The sequence below is a fragment of the Achromobacter mucicolens genome (genome assembly GCF_902859725.1).
GTDB classification, from domain to species: Bacteria; Pseudomonadota; Gammaproteobacteria; order Burkholderiales; family Burkholderiaceae_B; genus Achromobacter; species Achromobacter mucicolens.
Genome location: NZ_CADIJP010000012.1, coordinates 12,231 through 28,945, shown reverse-complemented (window position 1 = coordinate 28,945; position 16,715 = coordinate 12,231). Strand labels below are relative to the sequence as shown.

Annotated in this window: 16 protein-coding genes; 8 read left to right on the top strand and 8 right to left on the bottom strand. The window is 63.8% G+C overall.

Translation table 11 applies throughout. The features are described from left to right. Positions 1 to 17: 17 nt before the first annotated feature. The 6 genes from HV786_RS16555 to HV786_RS16530 all read right to left on the bottom strand — a co-directional run bounded on the left by HV786_RS16555 (position 18) and on the right by HV786_RS16530 (position 6,499). Positions 18 to 785 (bottom strand): SDR family oxidoreductase, encoded by a 768-nt coding sequence (locus HV786_RS16555; RefSeq protein ID WP_128827382.1) that lies wholly within the window; start codon positions 783 to 785, stop codon positions 18 to 20. Further along, complete coding sequence (locus HV786_RS16550) at positions 782 to 1,777, bottom strand: NAD(P)H-quinone oxidoreductase (protein WP_128827383.1); 996 nt, start codon at positions 1,775 to 1,777, stop codon at positions 782 to 784. Before HV786_RS16550 ends, HV786_RS16555 begins: the two co-directional genes overlap by 4 nt. A 20-nt stretch (positions 1,778 to 1,797) precedes the next feature. Next, complete coding sequence (locus tag HV786_RS16545) at positions 1,798 to 2,502, bottom strand: ABC transporter ATP-binding protein (protein WP_062841762.1); 705 nt, start codon at positions 2,500 to 2,502, stop codon at positions 1,798 to 1,800. Next, on the bottom strand, positions 2,495 to 4,276 hold the full coding sequence (locus HV786_RS16540; protein ID WP_128827384.1) for a branched-chain amino acid ABC transporter ATP-binding protein/permease: 1,782 nt from the start codon (positions 4,274 to 4,276) through the stop codon (positions 2,495 to 2,497). The genes HV786_RS16545 and HV786_RS16540 overlap by 8 nt, the downstream gene beginning before the upstream one ends. 22 nt (positions 4,277 to 4,298) lie before the next feature. Then, positions 4,299 to 5,165, bottom strand: a complete 867-nt coding sequence (locus HV786_RS16535; protein WP_056326907.1) for a branched-chain amino acid ABC transporter permease — start codon at positions 5,163 to 5,165, stop codon at positions 4,299 to 4,301. Between the two features lie 134 nt (positions 5,166 to 5,299). After that, on the bottom strand, positions 5,300 to 6,499 hold the full coding sequence (locus tag HV786_RS16530) for an ABC transporter substrate-binding protein (RefSeq protein ID WP_175211293.1): 1,200 nt from the start codon (positions 6,497 to 6,499) through the stop codon (positions 5,300 to 5,302). Positions 6,500 to 6,830: 331 nt separating this feature from the next. Between HV786_RS16530 and HV786_RS16525 the strand changes: the two genes are divergently transcribed. From HV786_RS16525 to kce, 3 genes are read left to right on the top strand one after another with little or no spacing between them, the layout of a single operon-like run. Next, entirely contained in the window at positions 6,831 to 7,613 is a 783-nt protein-coding gene (locus HV786_RS16525) for an SDR family oxidoreductase (RefSeq protein ID WP_128827385.1), read from the top strand. Then, positions 7,613 to 8,569 carry a 3-hydroxyacyl-CoA dehydrogenase gene (locus HV786_RS16520; protein WP_128827386.1) on the top strand — a complete coding sequence of 319 codons (957 nt, stop codon included), beginning with the start codon at positions 7,613 to 7,615 and terminating at the stop codon, positions 8,567 to 8,569. The genes HV786_RS16525 and HV786_RS16520 overlap by 1 nt, the downstream gene beginning before the upstream one ends. Continuing rightward, positions 8,562 to 9,497 (top strand): 3,5-dioxohexanoate:acetyl-CoA acetone transferase, encoded by a 936-nt coding sequence (gene kce, locus HV786_RS16515; RefSeq protein WP_056326915.1) that lies wholly within the window; start codon positions 8,562 to 8,564, stop codon positions 9,495 to 9,497. The genes HV786_RS16520 and kce overlap by 8 nt, the downstream gene beginning before the upstream one ends. A 59-nt stretch (positions 9,498 to 9,556) precedes the next feature. Here kce and HV786_RS16510 read toward each other — a convergent pair whose 3' ends face one another. Both HV786_RS16510 and HV786_RS16505 read right to left on the bottom strand, forming a co-directional pair. Then, a complete protein-coding gene (locus HV786_RS16510; RefSeq protein WP_128827387.1) occupies positions 9,557 to 10,627 on the bottom strand; it encodes a glycerol dehydrogenase in 1,071 nt (356 codons plus the stop codon). Positions 10,628 to 10,636: 9 nt separating this feature from the next. Further along, complete coding sequence (locus HV786_RS16505) at positions 10,637 to 11,341, bottom strand: GntR family transcriptional regulator (RefSeq protein ID WP_063953167.1); 705 nt, start codon at positions 11,339 to 11,341, stop codon at positions 10,637 to 10,639. Positions 11,342 to 11,466: 125 nt separating this feature from the next. Here HV786_RS16505 and HV786_RS16500 point away from each other — a divergent pair, with 125 nt between their 5' ends. The 5 genes from HV786_RS16500 to HV786_RS16480 all read left to right on the top strand — a co-directional run bounded on the left by HV786_RS16500 (position 11,467) and on the right by HV786_RS16480 (position 16,620). After that, positions 11,467 to 12,324, top strand: a complete 858-nt coding sequence (locus HV786_RS16500) for a transketolase (protein WP_420809644.1) — start codon at positions 11,467 to 11,469, stop codon at positions 12,322 to 12,324. Then, positions 12,325 to 13,311, top strand: coding sequence for a transketolase family protein (locus HV786_RS16495; protein ID WP_128827389.1), 987 nt, complete (start codon positions 12,325 to 12,327; stop codon positions 13,309 to 13,311). Between the two features lie 13 nt (positions 13,312 to 13,324). Then, positions 13,325 to 14,128 carry a shikimate dehydrogenase family protein gene (locus HV786_RS16490; RefSeq protein WP_128827390.1) on the top strand — a complete coding sequence of 268 codons (804 nt, stop codon included), beginning with the start codon at positions 13,325 to 13,327 and terminating at the stop codon, positions 14,126 to 14,128. 37 nt (positions 14,129 to 14,165) lie between these two features. Continuing rightward, a complete protein-coding gene (locus HV786_RS16485) occupies positions 14,166 to 15,764 on the top strand; it encodes a GMC family oxidoreductase (RefSeq protein WP_128827391.1) in 1,599 nt (532 codons plus the stop codon). Positions 15,765 to 15,909: 145 nt separating this feature from the next. After that, positions 15,910 to 16,620 (top strand): glutathione S-transferase, encoded by a 711-nt coding sequence (locus tag HV786_RS16480; protein ID WP_128827487.1) that lies wholly within the window; start codon positions 15,910 to 15,912, stop codon positions 16,618 to 16,620. The last annotated feature ends 95 nt before the right edge of the window (positions 16,621 to 16,715 follow it).

The window sequence follows — 16,715 nt, the reverse complement described above, 5'->3', positions numbered from 1 at the left end:
TTCGAACGGGCCTTTTGCTAGGTCATGAGCCAGCCGCCGGCCACGTCCAGCACCTGGCCGGTCACAAAGCGGGCCTGATCGGACGCGAAGAACAGGCACGCGTCCGCCACTTCCTCGGGCGTGCCCAGCCGCCGCAGCGCGGTCACGGACGCCACCGCGTCGTTGATTTCCTGCGGCACGCTTTTCAGCAAGGGCGTGCTGATGCGGCCCGGCGCCAGCGCATTCACCGTCACCTGGTGCTCGCCAAGCTCGGCCGCCCAGTGGCGCGTCAGCCCGATCAGACCGGCCTTGGTGGCCGCATAATGCGCCGCCACGATATCGCAATACGCCTTGCCCGCCACCGACGACATGTTGATGACGCGCCCCTGCCGCGCCTGCACCATGTGCGGCGCGGCCAGATGCGTCATGTAGAACACGCTGTTCAGGTTCACCGAGACGACGTTGTTCCACTCTGCCGGCGGCATTTCCCAGACCTTCAGCGCGCGGCCGTTGGTTTTGGGCGAGATGCCGACGTTGTTGACCAGGATGGTCGCGGGGCCCAGATCGCGCGTGATGCGATCGTAGGCCGCCTGGCACTGATCGAAATGCGCGACGTCGGCCGGCACGAAGCACACGTCGTGGCCGCGCGTCTTGAGTTCTTTCTCGTAAGCCTGGCCTGCCTGCGCGTTGAAGTCGACAAGACCGACACGCCCGCCCTCGGCCAGGAACGCCTCGACGATGGCCGAGCCGATGCCTCCCACGGCGCCCGTAACGATGACGGTCTGGTCCGCAAAGCGTGCGCTCATGACTTCACCTGCAGCATGATCTTGCCGATGTGCTTGCTGCTTTCCATCTGTTCGTGCGCGCGCGCGGCCTCGGCCAGCGGGAAGACTTCGTGGATCAGCGGCAGGCACTGTCCGGCCTCCATGAGCGGCAGCACCTTCTGTATCAGCGACTGCGCGATGTCGGCCTTGTCCTCGTCCGAGCGCGGGCGCAGCGTGGATCCCGTGAACTGCAGGCGCTTTGTCATGATGGGCAGGGCGTCGATCTCGGCCTTGCTGCCTTCCAGGAAGGCGATCTGCACCAGCCGGCCGTTCAGCGCCAGTAGCCGCAAATTCTTGTTGATGTAGGCGCCGCCCACCATGTCCAGGATCACATCGACGCCGGCGTTGCCGGTGCCCTCGCGCACGGCGGACTCGAAGTCCGCCTCGCGATACAGCACGGCATGATGCGCCCCGGCCTTGATGCACGCCTGCGCCTTTTGCGCGTTGCCCACGGTGGTCCAGACTTCGGCGCCAAACGCACGTGCGAGCTGGATGGCGGTCAGGCCGATGCCGCTGGAGCCGCCGTGCACCAGGAATTTCTCGCCCTGCGCCAGGCGCGCTCGGTCGAACACGTTGGTCCAGACGGTGAAATAGTTCTCCGGAATGGCCGCGGCCGTCAGCAGGTCCATGCCGCGCGGCACAGGCAGGCAGTGCCGCTCGTCGGCCAGGCAGAACTGCGCATAGCCGCCGCCCGGCGTCAGTGCGCAGACCTGGTCGCCCACCTTCCAGTCACGCGCCTCGGGCCCGGTCGCGACGATGGTGCCGGACACTTCCAGGCCAAGATACGGAGAAGCGCCCGGGGGCGGGGGATAGGAGCCGGAGCGTTGCAACACGTCGGGGCGGTTCACGCCCGCGTAGGCGACTTCGATCAGCACCTGGCGACCCGTGGGCGCTTGCATGTCGCGTTCGGCGACGCGCATGCAATCGGGCGCGCCGCCCTTGCCATGGTCGATGAATGTGCAGCGTTGTGACATGAGACGATGGTCCTTGGATTTCAGTGGCCCAGGTAGGCCTTCTTGACGTGGGGATCGCTGAGCAGCTCAGCGCCGGTGCCCGTGCGCACGATCGCGCCGTTCTCAAGCACGTAGCCGCGATCGGCCAGGCGCAGCGTGCGAAACACGTTCTGCTCCACCAGCAGCACCGTGACGCCATGCGAGGTGACGTCGCGGATGATGTCGAACATCTGTTGCACCAGCAGCGGCGACAGGCCCAGCGAAGGCTCGTCGAACACCAGCAGCTTCGGATCGGCCATCATGCCGCGCGCGATGGCGACCATCTGTTGTTCGCCGCCCGACAGCGATCCGGCGTACTGGCTAAGCCGTTCCTTAACGCGCGGGAAGATGCGCAGCACTTCCTCGAGCTTGCGCTCGACGATCGGGCGGGCCGCCCGCTTATACGAGCCCATCAGCAGGTTGTCGCGCACCGTGAAGTGCGGAAAGAGCTGGCGCCCTTCAGGAATCATCGTGATCCCGGCATCCACGATGTCGTAGGGCTGGAGATTGGTCAGATCCTGGCCTTCGAATTCCACCTTGCCCTGCGTGGCGGCGATCACCCCGCACAGCGTTTTGAGCGTGGTGGTCTTGCCCGCGCCATTGGCGCCAATCAGCGTGACGATCTCGCCCGCGTGCACCTCGAAATTCAGGCCGTTGAGCACCTGGCTCTTGCCATAGCCCGACGTCAGATTCGACACCTTAAGCATCCTGATACTCCTTGCCCAGATAGGCTTCGATGACGGCCGGATTCTCGACCACGTCCTTCGGGGCGCCGCTTACCAGCACGCCGCCTTCGTTCAGGACGATGATGCGGTCGGACAGCGCCATCGTCGCCTGCATCATGTGTTCGATCAGCAGCACCGAGACGCCAGAATCGCGGATGCGCCGGATCATCTGGATCGATTTCTCGATGTCCGTGGGATTCAGGCCCGCCATCACTTCATCCAGCAGCAGGATGCGCGGCTTGATCGCCAGCGCCCGCGCCACCTCCAGCCGCTTCATGCCGCCCACCGTGAGGCTGCGCGCCTCGGTGTTCAAGTACTTCACCAGGTCGGTCTGCTCGGCCACCTTCAGCGCGATCTGTTCGGCTTCGTCGCGGTCGGACGTGTGAATGAAGGCGCCCAGCATGATGTTCTCCAGCACCGTCAATCCCGTGAACGGTTTGGCGATCTGGAACGTGCGGCCCAAACCCTTGTGCGCAAAGGCGTCGGGCGTCTTGCAGCTGACCCAGTTGCCTTGCTCGTCGCGCATCGTGATGTTGCCCTTGTCCGGCGACAGAAAGCCCGACAGCAGGTTGAACACCGTGGTCTTGCCGGCGCCGTTGGGACCGATCATGCCCAGGATCTCGTGCTGGTTGAGCGTCAGCGACACGTCGTTCGTGGCGCGCAGGCCGCCAAAGCTCTTGAACAGGCCCTCCGCCTTCAGCACAGGCTGCTCGCTGCGCGTGGCGTTGCGGATGCGGATCTCGTCGGCGAGCTTGCGCTTGGCCGGGGGCGTGCCCAGGTACGGCAGGCGCGCCAGCATGCGCTCGATGAAGGGCCCGAACGCGCCGGCCAGACCGCGCGGAATCGTCAGCACCACCGCCACCAGGATCAGGCCGTAGATCAACCCGTGCATGCCGTTGCCCACGCTGCTGAGCCAGCCGCGCGCCAGTTCCGCGATGGGCAGCACCAGGAAGGTGCCCGCGATGGGGCCGGACACGGTGCCCAGTCCGCCGATCAGCGCAAACATCGCCACCTGGATGGACAGCTCAAGCGAGAACGCGGAGCTGGGGTCGACGAAGGTCAGATAGGTGATGTGGAAAGTGCCGATGATGCTGGTCAGCACGGCCGACACGACGGCGGCGATGATCTTCACGCGCACGGTGTGGATGCCCACCGCAAGCGCCGCATCCTCGCGTTCGCGGATTGCGATCAGGTAGTGCCCGATGCGCGACTTGCGGATGTACCACGAGACCCAGGTCACCAGCACGAACAGGCCGAACGCGATGATGACGTAGTTGATCTTCTCGCGGAACACGATCCAGGCCCAGCCGATGTTCAAGGGCAGGCTGATGCCGCTGGAACCGCCCGTCCAGCTTTCCTCGTGGATGACCAGGAGGCGCACCACTTCCAGGATGGCGATGGTCGCCAGCGCAAAGAAGGGACCCCGCAGGCGCAGCGTGGGATAGCTGATCAGGATGGCGACGGCGGCGGAAATGGCCGCGCCCGCAAACATGCCGATCCACGGCGATATGCCGAAGTTCTGCGTCAGCAGGGTGGCCGTGTAGCCGCCGATGCCATAAAACACCGCGTGGCCAAGGGACAACTGGCCGGCATAGCCGCCCACGATGTTCCAGGCGACCGACAACGCGGAAAACACGAACAGCAGGACAAAGAGGTTGGTCCAGAAGGGCGTGCCCATGACGACGGGCACGAGGAACATCGTGATCAGCAGAATGAGGCTGACGTAGGCTTTGGGATGTCGAAAGTCGGGAAACACGTCTTGCTCCTTGTTGTTCTGGTCACTCTGTGCCGATGCCGAACAGACCGTTCGGCTTCAGGACAAGGATCAAGAGGAAGATCCCGAAATAGACGACTTCCTTCAGGTCGGGCGCGATGTAGAAGCCCGCCAGCGTGTCGACGATGCCGATGATCATGGAGCCGGCGACCGCGCCGTACAGGCTGCCCAGGCCGCCCAGCACCACGATGACGAACGCGGTCAGCACGAAGTACGTGCCCACCGTCGGGAACACCGGATACTGCGGCGCGAGCAGACCCGCGGCGATGCCCACGAATGCGGTGCCCAGGCCAAAGGCGATGGCGTACACGTTGTTGACGTTCACGCCCATCAGCGTGGCGGCATAGCGATGCTGCGCCACGGCGCGCAGCGCGCGGCCAAGATAGGTGCGGTGCATGAACAGGTGCAGCAGCACGGCCAGGGTCAGGCCGATGACGAAGGTGACGAGTTGGCCGGTGACCATCGAGAACGGCCCGACGTCGATCGCGTTGGTGCCCAGCTCCACCGGCGCGCGGTACACGTTGGCCCCGAAAATCACGAGCGCCAGGTTCAGCAGGATGGTGGATACCCCCACCGTGGCGAAGATCTGGATGTGCTGGTCGGCGTGCAGCAACGGCTGGATGATGCCCTTCTGCGTCAGCGCGCCCAGCGCGAACAGGATCACGGCGACAGGAATCAGGCCGGCGTAGGGGTGGATGCCGAACTGCGCCGCGATCAGATAGACCATGTACATGCCGATCATCAGGAACTCGCCGTGCGCGAAGTTCACGACGCGCACGACGCCGAAGATGAGTGTCAGCCCCAGGCTGATGATCGTGTATGCGCCGCCCAGCAACAGGCCATTGATGACCAGTTGAATGAATAATTCCATTGTGCAACCTCTAAGTGCGGGAGGCGCCCCGTCTCCGTCCCGCAGCGTCCAGGGACGGGGCGCTCGAACCCCGGGTAATGCCGGACGCGCACCGGGGCTGCAAGCCCCCGGCGTCCGGCCGCTGGCATCGCGCTTTATTTCTTGAAGATGGGCTTGCCGAGAGCGAGGTTGTCAGGACCGATGGTGACGAGCTTGCCGTCCTGCCACTGCATCACGTAGAAGGTGGACGCGTTGTTCTGTCCGTCTTCGCCGAAGTCGAAGCCCCAGCCATTGGCCGTCTGGCCCGCGGGCTTCTTGTAGGCCAGCACCGCGGCGCGGATCTTGTCCTTGTCCGTGGACTTGGCGTTGCCGATCGCTTCAAAGAAGGCCTTGGCGCCGACGTAGTTGGTCAGGCTGTGGCCGGATTGCGGATCGCTCTTGTACGTGTCCTTGTAGGCCTTCAGGAACTTGTCCAGCCCCGGCGCGCCGGCCGGATTGATGGACGCTTGCGGGAAGTCCAGGTCGAACACGCCGTTCATGTCGGCGCCCACGGCCTTGGCGGTGTCGGCAAGCGAATAGCCGCCGCCCGCGCCGATCACGACCTTGGGCTTGAAACCCGCCGCGCGTGCCTGGCTGAAGAACAGGATGGCGTCATTCTGGTAGGCCGTCTGCAGCACCACGTCGGCCTTGGCGCCTTTAAGGCGCAAGATCAGCGAAGACAGGTCAACGGTCTTGGCCGAGTAGGGCAGAACCTCCACGACGTTGTAGCCAAGTTCCTGCGCGCGCTTCTTTTCGGTGGCCGCCACGTCGGTCCCATACGGGCCGTCTTCGTGGATGATGCCGATCTTGATGTCCTTGGGGTTCAGGCCCATGCCCGGCGCGATGGTCTCGTGCAGCGCGTTCACGACCGACACGCCGTACAGCGCGGTGTTGGGATTGCTGCGGAACAGGTACTTGTAGCCGCGCGTGGTGATCTTGTGCGCGGTGGCGCCCAACTCGAAGTAAGGCACGCCGGCCAGCTCGGTCACGGGCGAAGCGGCGTACGAAATGCCCGACGCGTAGCTGCCGAAGACGCCGACCACGTTGGCTGAGATCAGACGCTTGGTTTCCGACACGGCCTGCGTGGGATCCACGGCGTCGGCCTTGATGATTTCGATCTTTTCGCCGTTCACTCCCCCCGCGGCGTTGATCTCGTTCACGGCCAGTTCCAGTCCGCGATAGCTTTCCTGTCCAAGCAGCGCAAGCGCGCCGCTGAACGGGAACAGGGCGCCTACCTTCATGTCGGCCGCTGCGGGGCCGCTTGCCAGCGCGCCGCACACACCCAGCGCCAAAACAATTTTGTTGAACTTGAACACTGTCTACGCTCCTTTGTCGGTATGGGATGCGGACTGGATCCTGAGGTCCGTCCGTCTTTTGATATATATGATATATGTGCCGGCGGGGCGTGAAACCCTCGCCTTGGATTCTAGTGGCGGTCGCTGCATGCCGAATCAGGGAATTCCCTGAAACCGCATGAATAAAGCCTAAGCGGCCGATATACAAGAAAAAAACCCACTTGATTCCGCCTGGCGGACCACGCCTTTTGCACGAGGTGAGGGCCGCTGGGCGGATCACAGCATAGCCGGTTTTATCATATATCGTATATGATGATTCGCGCTCATAAGAACGATCCGAGGAGACAGGAGCATGTTCGAGGAAGTCGATTTCAACGGCAAGAAAGTGCTTATCACGGCCGGCGCCGATGGACTGGGTCTGGAAATGGCCAAGGTCTTTCATCATGCCGGCGCCACCGTGTTCGTGTGCGACGTCAATGACGCGCGGCTGGCAGCCTTGCCCACCGAATTGCCCGGCGTGCACGTGGCGCATGCCGATGTGTCTGACGAGGCCAGCGTCGAGCAGCTCTTTGCGGCGGTCCGCCAGACGCTGGGCGGCCTGGACATCCTGATCAACAACGCCGGCGTCGCCGGTCCCACGGGCTTTGTGGAAACGCTTTCCAAGGCGGACTGGGACCGCACCCTCGCCGTCAACATCACGGGCCAGTTCCTGTGCGCGCGCCAGGCCATTGCGCTGCTCAAGGAATCGAAGGCTGGCGTGATGATCAATCTGTCGTCGGCGGCGGGGCATCTCGGGTTCGCCGGCCGGTCGGTGTATTCGGCATCCAAGTGGGCGGTGATCGGTTTCACCAAGTCGCTCGCCATCGAGCTGGGTCCCCATAACATCCGCGTCAACGCCATTTTGCCCGGCGCGGTTGAAGGCCCCCGCATTCGCGCGGTGATCGCCGCCAAGGCCGACACCCTGGGCCGGCCGGTTCAAGAGATCGCGGCACAGTACGAAAACCAGGCCGTGCTTGGCCGCATGGTCACCGCGCGCGACATCGCCAACATGGTCCTGTTCAACGCCAGCGAGGCCGCCCGCAGCGTCACCGGGCAGGCCATCGTGGTGGACGGCTTCACGCAGAAGCTCTACTGATGGACACGGAAAACGCCGTGCGGCGAGCCGCTATCATTGGAACGGGATTGATCGGGCAGGGGTGGGCCATTGTCTTTGCGCGCATGGGCTGGGAAGTGCGGCTTCACGACGTCAATGCCGCCATGCTCGCCGAGGCGCGTACCCTGATCCTGCAGCAGTTGCGCGTGCTGCAAGCGCAGGGCTTGCTGGACGACGCCGATGCCATCGTCGATCGCGTGCAGGTATCTTCCAGCCTGCAGGAAGCCCTGGCCGGCGCCAGCTACGTCCAGGAAAACTCACCGGAAAAAGTGGAGATCAAGCGTGCGCTCTTTTCCGAACTGGATGCGTTGGCCGAACCGCACGCCATCATCGGCAGTTCCACGTCCAGTATCCCGGCAAGCCAGTTCACCGAGCATCTTGCCGGCAGGCGCCGGTGCCTCGTCGCTCATCCCGTCAATCCACCTTACCTGATCCCTGTGGTCGAACTGTGTCCGGCGCCCTGGACCAGTCCTGAAGCGTTGGCGGGCGCGCGCGAAATCATGACGGGCATCGGCCAGAAGCCCGTGCTTGTGCGGCGCGAAATCGAAGGCTTCATTCTGAACCGCCTGCAAGGCGCGTTGCTGCAAGAGGCCTTCCGTCTTGCAAGTCAGGGCATCGCCAGCGCGGAAGATATCGACACCACGGTCAAGGACGGACTTGGCCTGCGCTGGTCCTTCATGGGCCCCTTTGAAACCATCGATCTGAATGCGCCGGGCGGCATCGCGGATTACTGCCGGCGTTACGGCGGCCTGTACCAATCCATCGGCGCCACACAAGGCGATTGCGTGGCCTGGGAGGGCGAACTGGTCGACTCACTGTCCGACGAGCGGCGTGCCTTGCTGCCCGAAGAGGATCTTGCCGCACGCCGCTTCTGGCGTGACGAAAAGCTGATGCGCCTCATGCGTCACAAACAATGCAACGGAGACAACAATGGCTAAGCCCAAATCGAAAGTCGTCATCACCTGCGCCGTGACGGGCGCCATCCACACGCCCAGCATGTCGCCGCATCTGCCGGTCACGGCCGACGAGATCGCCGAGGCCGCCATTGGCGCCGCCAAGGCCGGCGCTGCAGTGCTGCACCTGCATGCGCGCGATCCCCAGACCGGCAAGCCTTCGCAGGATCCGGCGCTGTTCAAGCCCTTCCTGGAACGCATCAAGCGCGAGACCGACGCCATCATCAACATCACCACGGGCGGCAGCCCGCACATGACGGTGGAAGAGCGCATGCGGCCCGCCACCACGTTCCAGCCGGAGCTGGCGTCGTTGAACATGGGTTCCATGAACTTCGGCCTTTTCCCCATGCTGGACCGCTTCTCGGAGTTCAAGCACGACTGGGAGCGCGAGCATCTGGAAAACAGCCGTTCGCTGATCTTTCGCAACACGTACCAGGACATCGAATCCATCCTGACGCTGGGCAATGCCAACGGCACGCGGTTCGAATTCGAGTGCTATGACATCAGCCATCTCTACAACCTGGCCCATTTCGTGGACCGTGGTCTGGTCAAGTCGCCACCCTTCATTCAGTCCGTGTTCGGCATCCTGGGCGGCATCGGTCCGCATCCGGAAGACCTCATGCACATGAAGCGCACGGCGGACCGCCTGTTTGGCAACGACTACGAGTGGTCGATCCTGGGCGCCGGACGAAACCAGATGCCGCTGGCGACCATCGGCGCGGCCATGGGCTCGAACGTGCGGGTGGGGCTGGAGGATTCGCTGTGGATCGGGCCGGGTCAGCTGGCCGAATCCAACCGCGTTCAGGTCGAACGCATCCGCGGCATCCTCGAAGCCTTGAACCTCGAGGTCGCGACGCCGGACGAGGCGCGGGCCAAGCTGGGATTGAAAGGAAAGGACAACGTCGCGTTCTGACCGGGCAAGCGGGGTGGGTCGGCGGTCAGCGCCGCCCCGCATTTTTGCGTTAAGGCGGATCAGGCGTGGCGCCGCAAGGCCTCAGCCAGCGTGCTCACATCCAGCGTGCGATCGAAGTTGGCGGCATGCCGGGCCTTCAGGCTGAGGTCCGCGGCCAACGTCAATTCCGCGTCGGTCGGCTGGTCCGGCGCGCCGAGTTCGCGCAGCGTGGTCGGCAGGCCGACCTGGGCGTACCACTGTTGCAGATCGGCCAACATGCCATCGCCGCGGTTTTCCAGGTCCAGCTGCACCAGCAGGCCCACCGCGACCTGCAGGCCATGCAGCGCCGTCGCGATGCCGTTGATCTTTGGCAACCCGCGCGTCAGGGCGTGGGCAATGGACAGGCCGCCGCTTTCGAAACCGAGACCGCTCATGAGGATCATCGCTTCCACCACGCGCTCGAAGGCGGGCGTGGGCTGGCCGGTTCCCGCCGCGGCAACGGCGTCAGCGCCGTCTGCCAGCAGCGTGCGCAGGCAGCCGTCCGCGATGAGCTGGGCCGTGAGCAGCGGCGCGGCGTCATACATGTTCTTGCCGCCATTGCGCTGGCATTGCTCGGCTTCGAACTTCTTGGAAATCGCATCGCCCAGTCCGGCGCGAAAGAAATGCACCGGCGCGGTCGCGATGATCGCGGTGTCGACCAGCACGATGGTGGGATTGAACAGCATGTGCTCGACGGCAAGGAGATTGTGATGCGCGTCGTAAAGCACGTAGTTCTTGCTGGTGGGCGCGTCGTTGGACGCCACCGTGGGAACGGTGATCAGGTGACAGTGGGACGACTTCGCAACGGCCTTGCCCGCATCCAGCGACTTGCCGCCCCCCACCGCGATGACCATGTCGATGCCCGCGGGCGCGGCCTGCGCGCGCAAGCCGTCAATGACCTCGGGCGTCAGATCGCCTTCCACGATCAGCGGCACAAGCGTCACGCCGTGCCCGGCGCACAACGCCTCGATTCTTGGACCCAGCACGCCGTGGACATAGCTGTCGATGACGAGCGCGGCGCGTCTTCCGAACAGCGCCGCATATTGTCCCAACGTTTCCAGGGCGCCCGATCCCTGGATGTAGCGGCTGGGCGCTCCAAAAATCTTCAGCATGGCGTCTTCCTATTTGCGGGCCCCGGGGGGGCGGTAGTCGAGTTCTTTTTCCCGCTCGACCAGCCAGTCGATCATGATCTTTCCACCCCAGACCAGGTCAGCCTGAATGGCTTCCCGCGCCGCTTCCGAATCGCGCGCCTCCAGGGCCTCGATCACGGCCTCGTGGCGATGTTCGTTCTGCGAGTAATCCAGCCCCGCCGTCTTGACGTGAAACACCTTGAGGATGGGGCCGGTGATGACCCAGAACGACTCAACCGTGTTGCGCAGGATGGGCTTGTTGCTGGCTTCCAGGATGGCGAAGTGGAACTTGCGGTTCAGGTAGCTGGCGCGTTTGGGATCGGTGGAGGTGCACGAGATGAAATCGCGCTGCAGCGCGATCAGGTTGTCGAGCTGCTTGCGCGTGATGTGCTGCGCGGCTTCGGCGGCGCCCATGCCTTCCAGGTGAAAGCGGATCTGCTGGATCTCGCGCAGCTTTTCCGAGTTGACGTACGGAACATACACCGCGGTGGCCGCCTGCATCTCCAGGCCTTGCTCGCTGATGAGCCGGAAGATGGCTTCGCGAACCGGCGTGATGGACACGCCCATTTCCTGCGCCAGTTCGCCAATGATCAGGCGCTCGCCAGGTTCGTACTGCCCATTGATCAGGGCATTGCGGATTTCGTTGTAGACCCTGACGGAAAGGTTCTCTTTTTTGACCGGTTTGAGGCTGGGCATGGCGTTTCTGGCTTGCGGTATAGGGGATGCGGGACGAACCCAGGAGCGATTCTAGCCCGGCGTAGCCAATTCGAGCGCAATGGGTATATTATATATCATATATCCATACAACACGAGGAGGCGCGATGCGCAAGGAGCAGGGGACCCCTACCGCGGGGGAAATCGCGATGCTGCGGGAAAAGGCCCGCCATATCAGGCTTGAGACGATCCGCCTCATTGAAATTGCCAAGGTCGGTCATTACAGCTCCGTGTTCTCGTGCGCCGAGATATTTGCGGCGCTTTACTACGATGTGATGCGCCTGCGGCATGGCGAGCCGCAATGGCCGGATCGCGATCGTTTCCTCATGGGCAAGGGCCACGCCGCGGTGGGCTTGTTCCCGGTGCTGGCCGATCTTGGCTTCATCGACCGTGAACTGCTCGATGGCTACACGCGGCTGGGCAGTCCCCTGGGTGATCATCCCGACATGAGCAAGGTGCCCGGCGTGGACTTCAGCTCCGGTTCCATCGGCCACGCCCTGTCCAACGGCGTGGGCATGGCGGTGGGCGGGCGCATGAACGGACGCGACTTCAACGTGTTCGTGATGCTGGGCGATGGCGAAATGCAGGAAGGGCAGGTCTGGGAAGCAGCGCTCTTCGCGGCGCACAATCGCTTGTCCCGCCTGATCGCCATCGTCGATCGCAACGGCTACCAGCTCGACGGCAAGGTCGACGACGTCATGGGCGTGGAATCGCTGAAGGAGAAATGGCAGGCATTCGGCTGGGAAGTGCACGAGGTCGACGGCCACAATCTTGCCGAACTGACGGGGTTGCTGCGCCGTCTGCGGGACGACGACTCGCGTGCCCGGCCGGCCTGCGTGATCGCCCGCACCGTCAAGGGCAAGGGCGTGTCCTACATGGAAACCGAACCGGGCTGGCACCTGGGCTACCTGGCTCCTCAAGACGCGCAAAGCGCTGTCGAAGAAATCCTCTCCCGCGAGATCTGAATGGCACAGGCACAAGTCCTCTCTCCCGATTCCTGGCAGTACCGAGCCCTCAATGCGGTGAACCCTGGGCTGTCTTATCTCTCTGACGCGCTGATCGATCTGGCGAAGGCGGGGCATCCGGTCGTGGCCGGGTCGGCCGATCTGCAGTACTCGAACGGCTTGAACCGTTTCGCCCAGGCCTACCCCGATCGCTATGTGCAGTTCGGCATCTCCGAGCAGAACATGGTGTCGGCTGCGGCCGGGCTTGCGACGACCGGCATGATGCCGTTTGTCGCCACCTTTGCCTCGTTCCTCGGCCTGTTGTGCTGCGAGCAGATCCGGATGGATGTCGCCTACACCCGGCTGCCGGTGCGCCTGATAGGCCATCACACCGGGATCAGCCTGGGCTTCTATGGAACCTCCCACCACGCCACCGAAGACATCTCCACCATGCGCGCGCTCGCGGGACTGACGGTGGTGTCGCCTGCCGACGGGCCGCAACTTGCGTCCGCCATCAAGGCGTCCGCGGACTGGCCCGAGCCCATCTACTTCCGTATCGGACGCGGACGCGATCCGCAGGTCTATGAAGACGGCACGCCGTTCGAGTTTGGCCGAGCGATTGTCCACGATGTTGGTAGCGACCTGACGTTGATCGCGTGCGGCATCACGCTGCACGGCGCGTTGGCCGCCGCCCGGCAGTTGCGTGAAGAGGGCCTGTCGGTAGGCGTGATCGACATGCCCACGATCAAGCCGCTCGACCGCGACGCCATCCTGAAGGCTGCGGGCCAATCCCGGCTGATGATGACGGTCGAAGAGCACAATGTGCTGGGCGGCCTCGGATCGGCGGTCGCGGAGGTGCTGGCCGACGCAGGCACCGGTACCCGGCTGCGCCGTCATGGCATTTATGACGAATACAGCCTCATTGCGCCGCCCACCACCCTGTACGCCCATTACAAGCTCGACGCCGAAGGCATTGCCGGCGTCGCGCGGGAATTCATCAAGCTTTGATCCGGAGACACCCATGAAGGAAATCAGCGGCAACACGCGCCTGTTCGGCATCCTGGCCGATCCCATTCACCATGTGAAGACGCCGCAGCGCATGAACGAGCATTTCGCCAAGATCGGCTATGACGGGGTCTGCGTGCCGTTTCACGCGCGGCCGGACAACCTTGCTGCCGTGGTTGAGGGCCTGCGTCGTCTGGAGAATCTGGGGGGCGTGATCGTCACGGTGCCGCACAAGACGGCCGTCCTGGAATTGGCCGACGAAGCCACGCCTGTCGCGCGCAAGATCGGCGCGGCCAACGTGCTGCGGCGCGAGGCCGATGGGCGACTGGTGGCCCATATGCTGGACGGCGAAGGTTTTGTCCGCGGTCTGCGCAGCTGCGGTGTCGCACCGGAAGGCAAGAGCGTCTATCTGGCCGGCGCGGGCGGCGCGGCCAACGCGATCGGCTTTGCACTGGTGCAGGCTGGCGTGTCGCGCCTGACCATCGCCAACCGCACGCCGGCCAAGGCCGAGGACCTCAAGGCCCGCATCCTGTCGCTGCATCCGGACGCGCAGATATCCGTGGGCAATGCCGATCCGTCCGGCCATGACCTGGTCGTCAACGGCACGTCGTTGGGCATGAAGGAAGGCGATCCGCTGCCGCTGGACGCCAGCCGCTTGACGCCGGATCAACTGGTCTGCGAGGTCATCATGCAGCCCAAGGACACCGCGTTGCTCGTCGCGGCGCGGGCGCGCGGCTGCAAGGTCCATTACGGTGCGCCGATGCTGGCCTGCCAGATCGAATTGATGGTGGAAACGCTGGGTGTGACGGCCGCGCGCTAGGCGCGCGCGACGCATATCCAGAACCCGGTGGAAGAAGATGGGCGACTACGATTTCATCATCGCGGGCGGCGGAACAGCCGGCTGCATCCTGGCCAACCGCCTCAGTGCGGATGGCAGGCATCGCGTACTGCTGCTGGAAGCCGGCCAGGAGGCGCGCAGCATGTGGATTCCGATTCCAGCGGGCTTTTCCAAGCTGCTGGTCGATCCGCAATACAACTGGCGCTTTGCGACGGAGCCCGAGGACAACGTCCACGGTCGGGTCATCGCCGTGCCGCGCGGCAAGGGGTTGGGCGGATCGACGCTCATCAACGGCATGATCTACGTACGCGGCCAGCCCCAGGATTACGACGGCTGGGTGGCGGCCGGCGCGGCAGGTTGGGGCCGCGACGAGGCCGAGCGCATCTACCGCAAGATCGAGAACTACTCGCCGGGGGGCGAGAACCGCGGCAAGGACGGGCCGATGCACCTCGAAGAGGTCGCCGAACGCTTTCCCGTGTCGGATGCTTTCCTGCAGGCTGCGCGCGAAGACGGCCAGCCGTTCAATCCGGATTACAACAGCGGCGACCAGGAAGGCGTGGGCTATTACCAGGTGCTCCAGCACCGTGGCCGGCGCTGGAGCGTCGTGGACGGCTACCTGAAACCGGCGGCCGGCCGGCGCAATCTCAGCGTCGAATGCGGCGCCCATGTCACGAGGCTGGTATTCGAAGGAAAGCGCTGCGTCGGTGTGGCCTATCGCAAGAACGGTCAGGAGCACACCGTGCGGGCGCGCCGCGAAACGTTGCTTTGCATGGGTGCGGTGCAGTCGCCGCAATTGCTCGAATTGTCCGGCGTGGGCAACCCGGCCTTGTTGAAGACGCATGGCATCGACCTCGTGCACGCGCTGCCGTCGGTGGGCGAAAACTACATCGACCACTTCGCCACGCGCATGAACTGGCGCGTCAGGAACACGGTGACCTTGAACGAGATGTCGCGCGGCTGGCGGCTGGCGCAGCAGGTGGCGCGCTATTACATGAGCCGCAAAGGCATCCTGACGCTCGGCACGGGATTGGTGCATGGCTTCGTGAAGAGCCGTCCCGGCCTGCCCACGCCGGACGTGCAGTTCTTCTTTGTGCACGCCAGTTACGCCAACGCAGCCGAACGCATTCTGGATCGCCACCCTGGCATGACCATCGGCGTGGCCCAGTTGCGTCCCGAGTCGGTCGGGTCCATTCATATCAAGTCGGCCGATCCCATGGCCGGACCTGCGATCCGGCCCAACTTCCTGTCCGCGCAGGTCGACCGCGATAGCCTGGTGGGCGGCATGCAGGTGGCCCGGCGCATCGTGGGCCGGCCCGCCATGCAGCGCTATGTGCAAGCGGAAATCAGCCCGGGGCCGGATGTGGACACCGACGACGAATGGCTGGATTTCGCCCGGCGCAACGGTCAGACCATCTATCACCCCATTGGCACCTGCCGCATGGGGACGGATGCGGCGGCCGTCACCGACGTGCGTTTGCGGGTCAACGGGCTGATTGGCCTGCGCGTGGTGGATGCGTCGGTCATGCCGAAGATGGTTTCAGGCAACACGCAAGCCGCTGTGATGATGGTGGCCGAACGCGGCGCGGAATTGATTCTTGAGGACGCGGCGCAGGGGTAAGCACCTGCCCTCGGCATAAAACGCGCAGGCTTGCCGCCTGCGCTTTTTTTGTGCGCATCGTCCCGCGCTTGCGGAATGCGCCTTGCTAACAGCCGGGCGCGGCTGCAGACTTCAGATTCGGCTGCGCCAACTGAAAGGAGACCGTATGACTTACGACCTTTGGTATTGGGATGGCATCCCCGGGCGGGGAGAATTCGTGCGCCTGGCGCTGGAAGCAGGCGGCATTCCTTATCGGGAGCGGGCGCGTGATCCGGGCGCCGACGAAGGCACGTTGATCGATGACATGCGATCGGCCCGCAAGCATCCGCCTTTTGCCCCGCCTTATCTGGTGGCCGGAAAAATGACGCTGGGGCAGACGGCCAACATCCTGCTTTTCCTTGGCGAGAAACATGGCCTTGCCCCTGAATCGCTCGAAGGACGATTGTGGGTAAATCAGCTGCAACTCACGATCGCCGACATGGTGGCCGAAGCGCACGACACCCATCACCCCATTTCCGCCAGCGATTATTACGAAGACCAGAAGGAAGAGGCTGCTCGTCGCGCCCGGGTCTTTCGCGAAGAGCGTATTCCGAAGTTTTTGGGATATTTCGAGCGGCTGCTGGACGGGACGGATGCCTGGCTGGCGGGTGGCGGCAAATGGACCTATGTCGACCTGTCCTTGTATCACCTGGTCGACGGGCTGTTGTACGCCTTTCCCAAACGGATGGCCACGGTGGCCGCGCATTATCCCAATGTGTTCGCGCTGCACGAACGCGTGACGGCGCTGCCCGAATTGCAGGGCTATTTCGCAAGCGGACGCCGTCTGCCATTTGGCGAAGGGATTTTCCGTCAATATCGCGAGCTGGATGCGGCTTGAATCCGGGATTACCCGGGTGTGCGTCACGACGACGGTTGGAATTTATTTCGGACTGATCCCAAAAAAAGTGCGATGAGTCGTGATATTTTCTGGGA

Coding starts and splice junctions, on each gene's coding strand:
- HV786_RS16505 (WP_063953167.1), bottom strand. CDS start 11,341: ATGCCCAGCCTCAAACCGGTCAAAAAAGAGAACCTTTCCGTCAGGGTC.
- HV786_RS16495 (WP_128827389.1), top strand. CDS start 12,325: ATGGCACAGGCACAAGTCCTCTCTCCCGATTCCTGGCAGTACCGAGCC.
- HV786_RS16510 (WP_128827387.1), bottom strand. CDS start 10,627: ATGCTGAAGATTTTTGGAGCGCCCAGCCGCTACATCCAGGGATCGGGC.
- HV786_RS16525 (WP_128827385.1), top strand. CDS start 6,831: ATGTTCGAGGAAGTCGATTTCAACGGCAAGAAAGTGCTTATCACGGCC.
- HV786_RS16480 (WP_128827487.1), top strand. CDS start 15,910: ATGACTTACGACCTTTGGTATTGGGATGGCATCCCCGGGCGGGGAGAA.
- HV786_RS16555 (WP_128827382.1), bottom strand. CDS start 785: ATGAGCGCACGCTTTGCGGACCAGACCGTCATCGTTACGGGCGCCGTG.
- HV786_RS16490 (WP_128827390.1), top strand. CDS start 13,325: ATGAAGGAAATCAGCGGCAACACGCGCCTGTTCGGCATCCTGGCCGAT.
- HV786_RS16485 (WP_128827391.1), top strand. CDS start 14,166: ATGGGCGACTACGATTTCATCATCGCGGGCGGCGGAACAGCCGGCTGC.
- kce (WP_056326915.1), top strand. CDS start 8,562: ATGGCTAAGCCCAAATCGAAAGTCGTCATCACCTGCGCCGTGACGGGC.
- HV786_RS16500 (WP_420809644.1), top strand. CDS start 11,467: ATGCGCAAGGAGCAGGGGACCCCTACCGCGGGGGAAATCGCGATGCTG.
- HV786_RS16520 (WP_128827386.1), top strand. CDS start 7,613: ATGGACACGGAAAACGCCGTGCGGCGAGCCGCTATCATTGGAACGGGA.
- HV786_RS16535 (WP_056326907.1), bottom strand. CDS start 5,165: ATGGAATTATTCATTCAACTGGTCATCAATGGCCTGTTGCTGGGCGGC.
- HV786_RS16545 (WP_062841762.1), bottom strand. CDS start 2,502: ATGCTTAAGGTGTCGAATCTGACGTCGGGCTATGGCAAGAGCCAGGTG.
- HV786_RS16550 (WP_128827383.1), bottom strand. CDS start 1,777: ATGTCACAACGCTGCACATTCATCGACCATGGCAAGGGCGGCGCGCCC.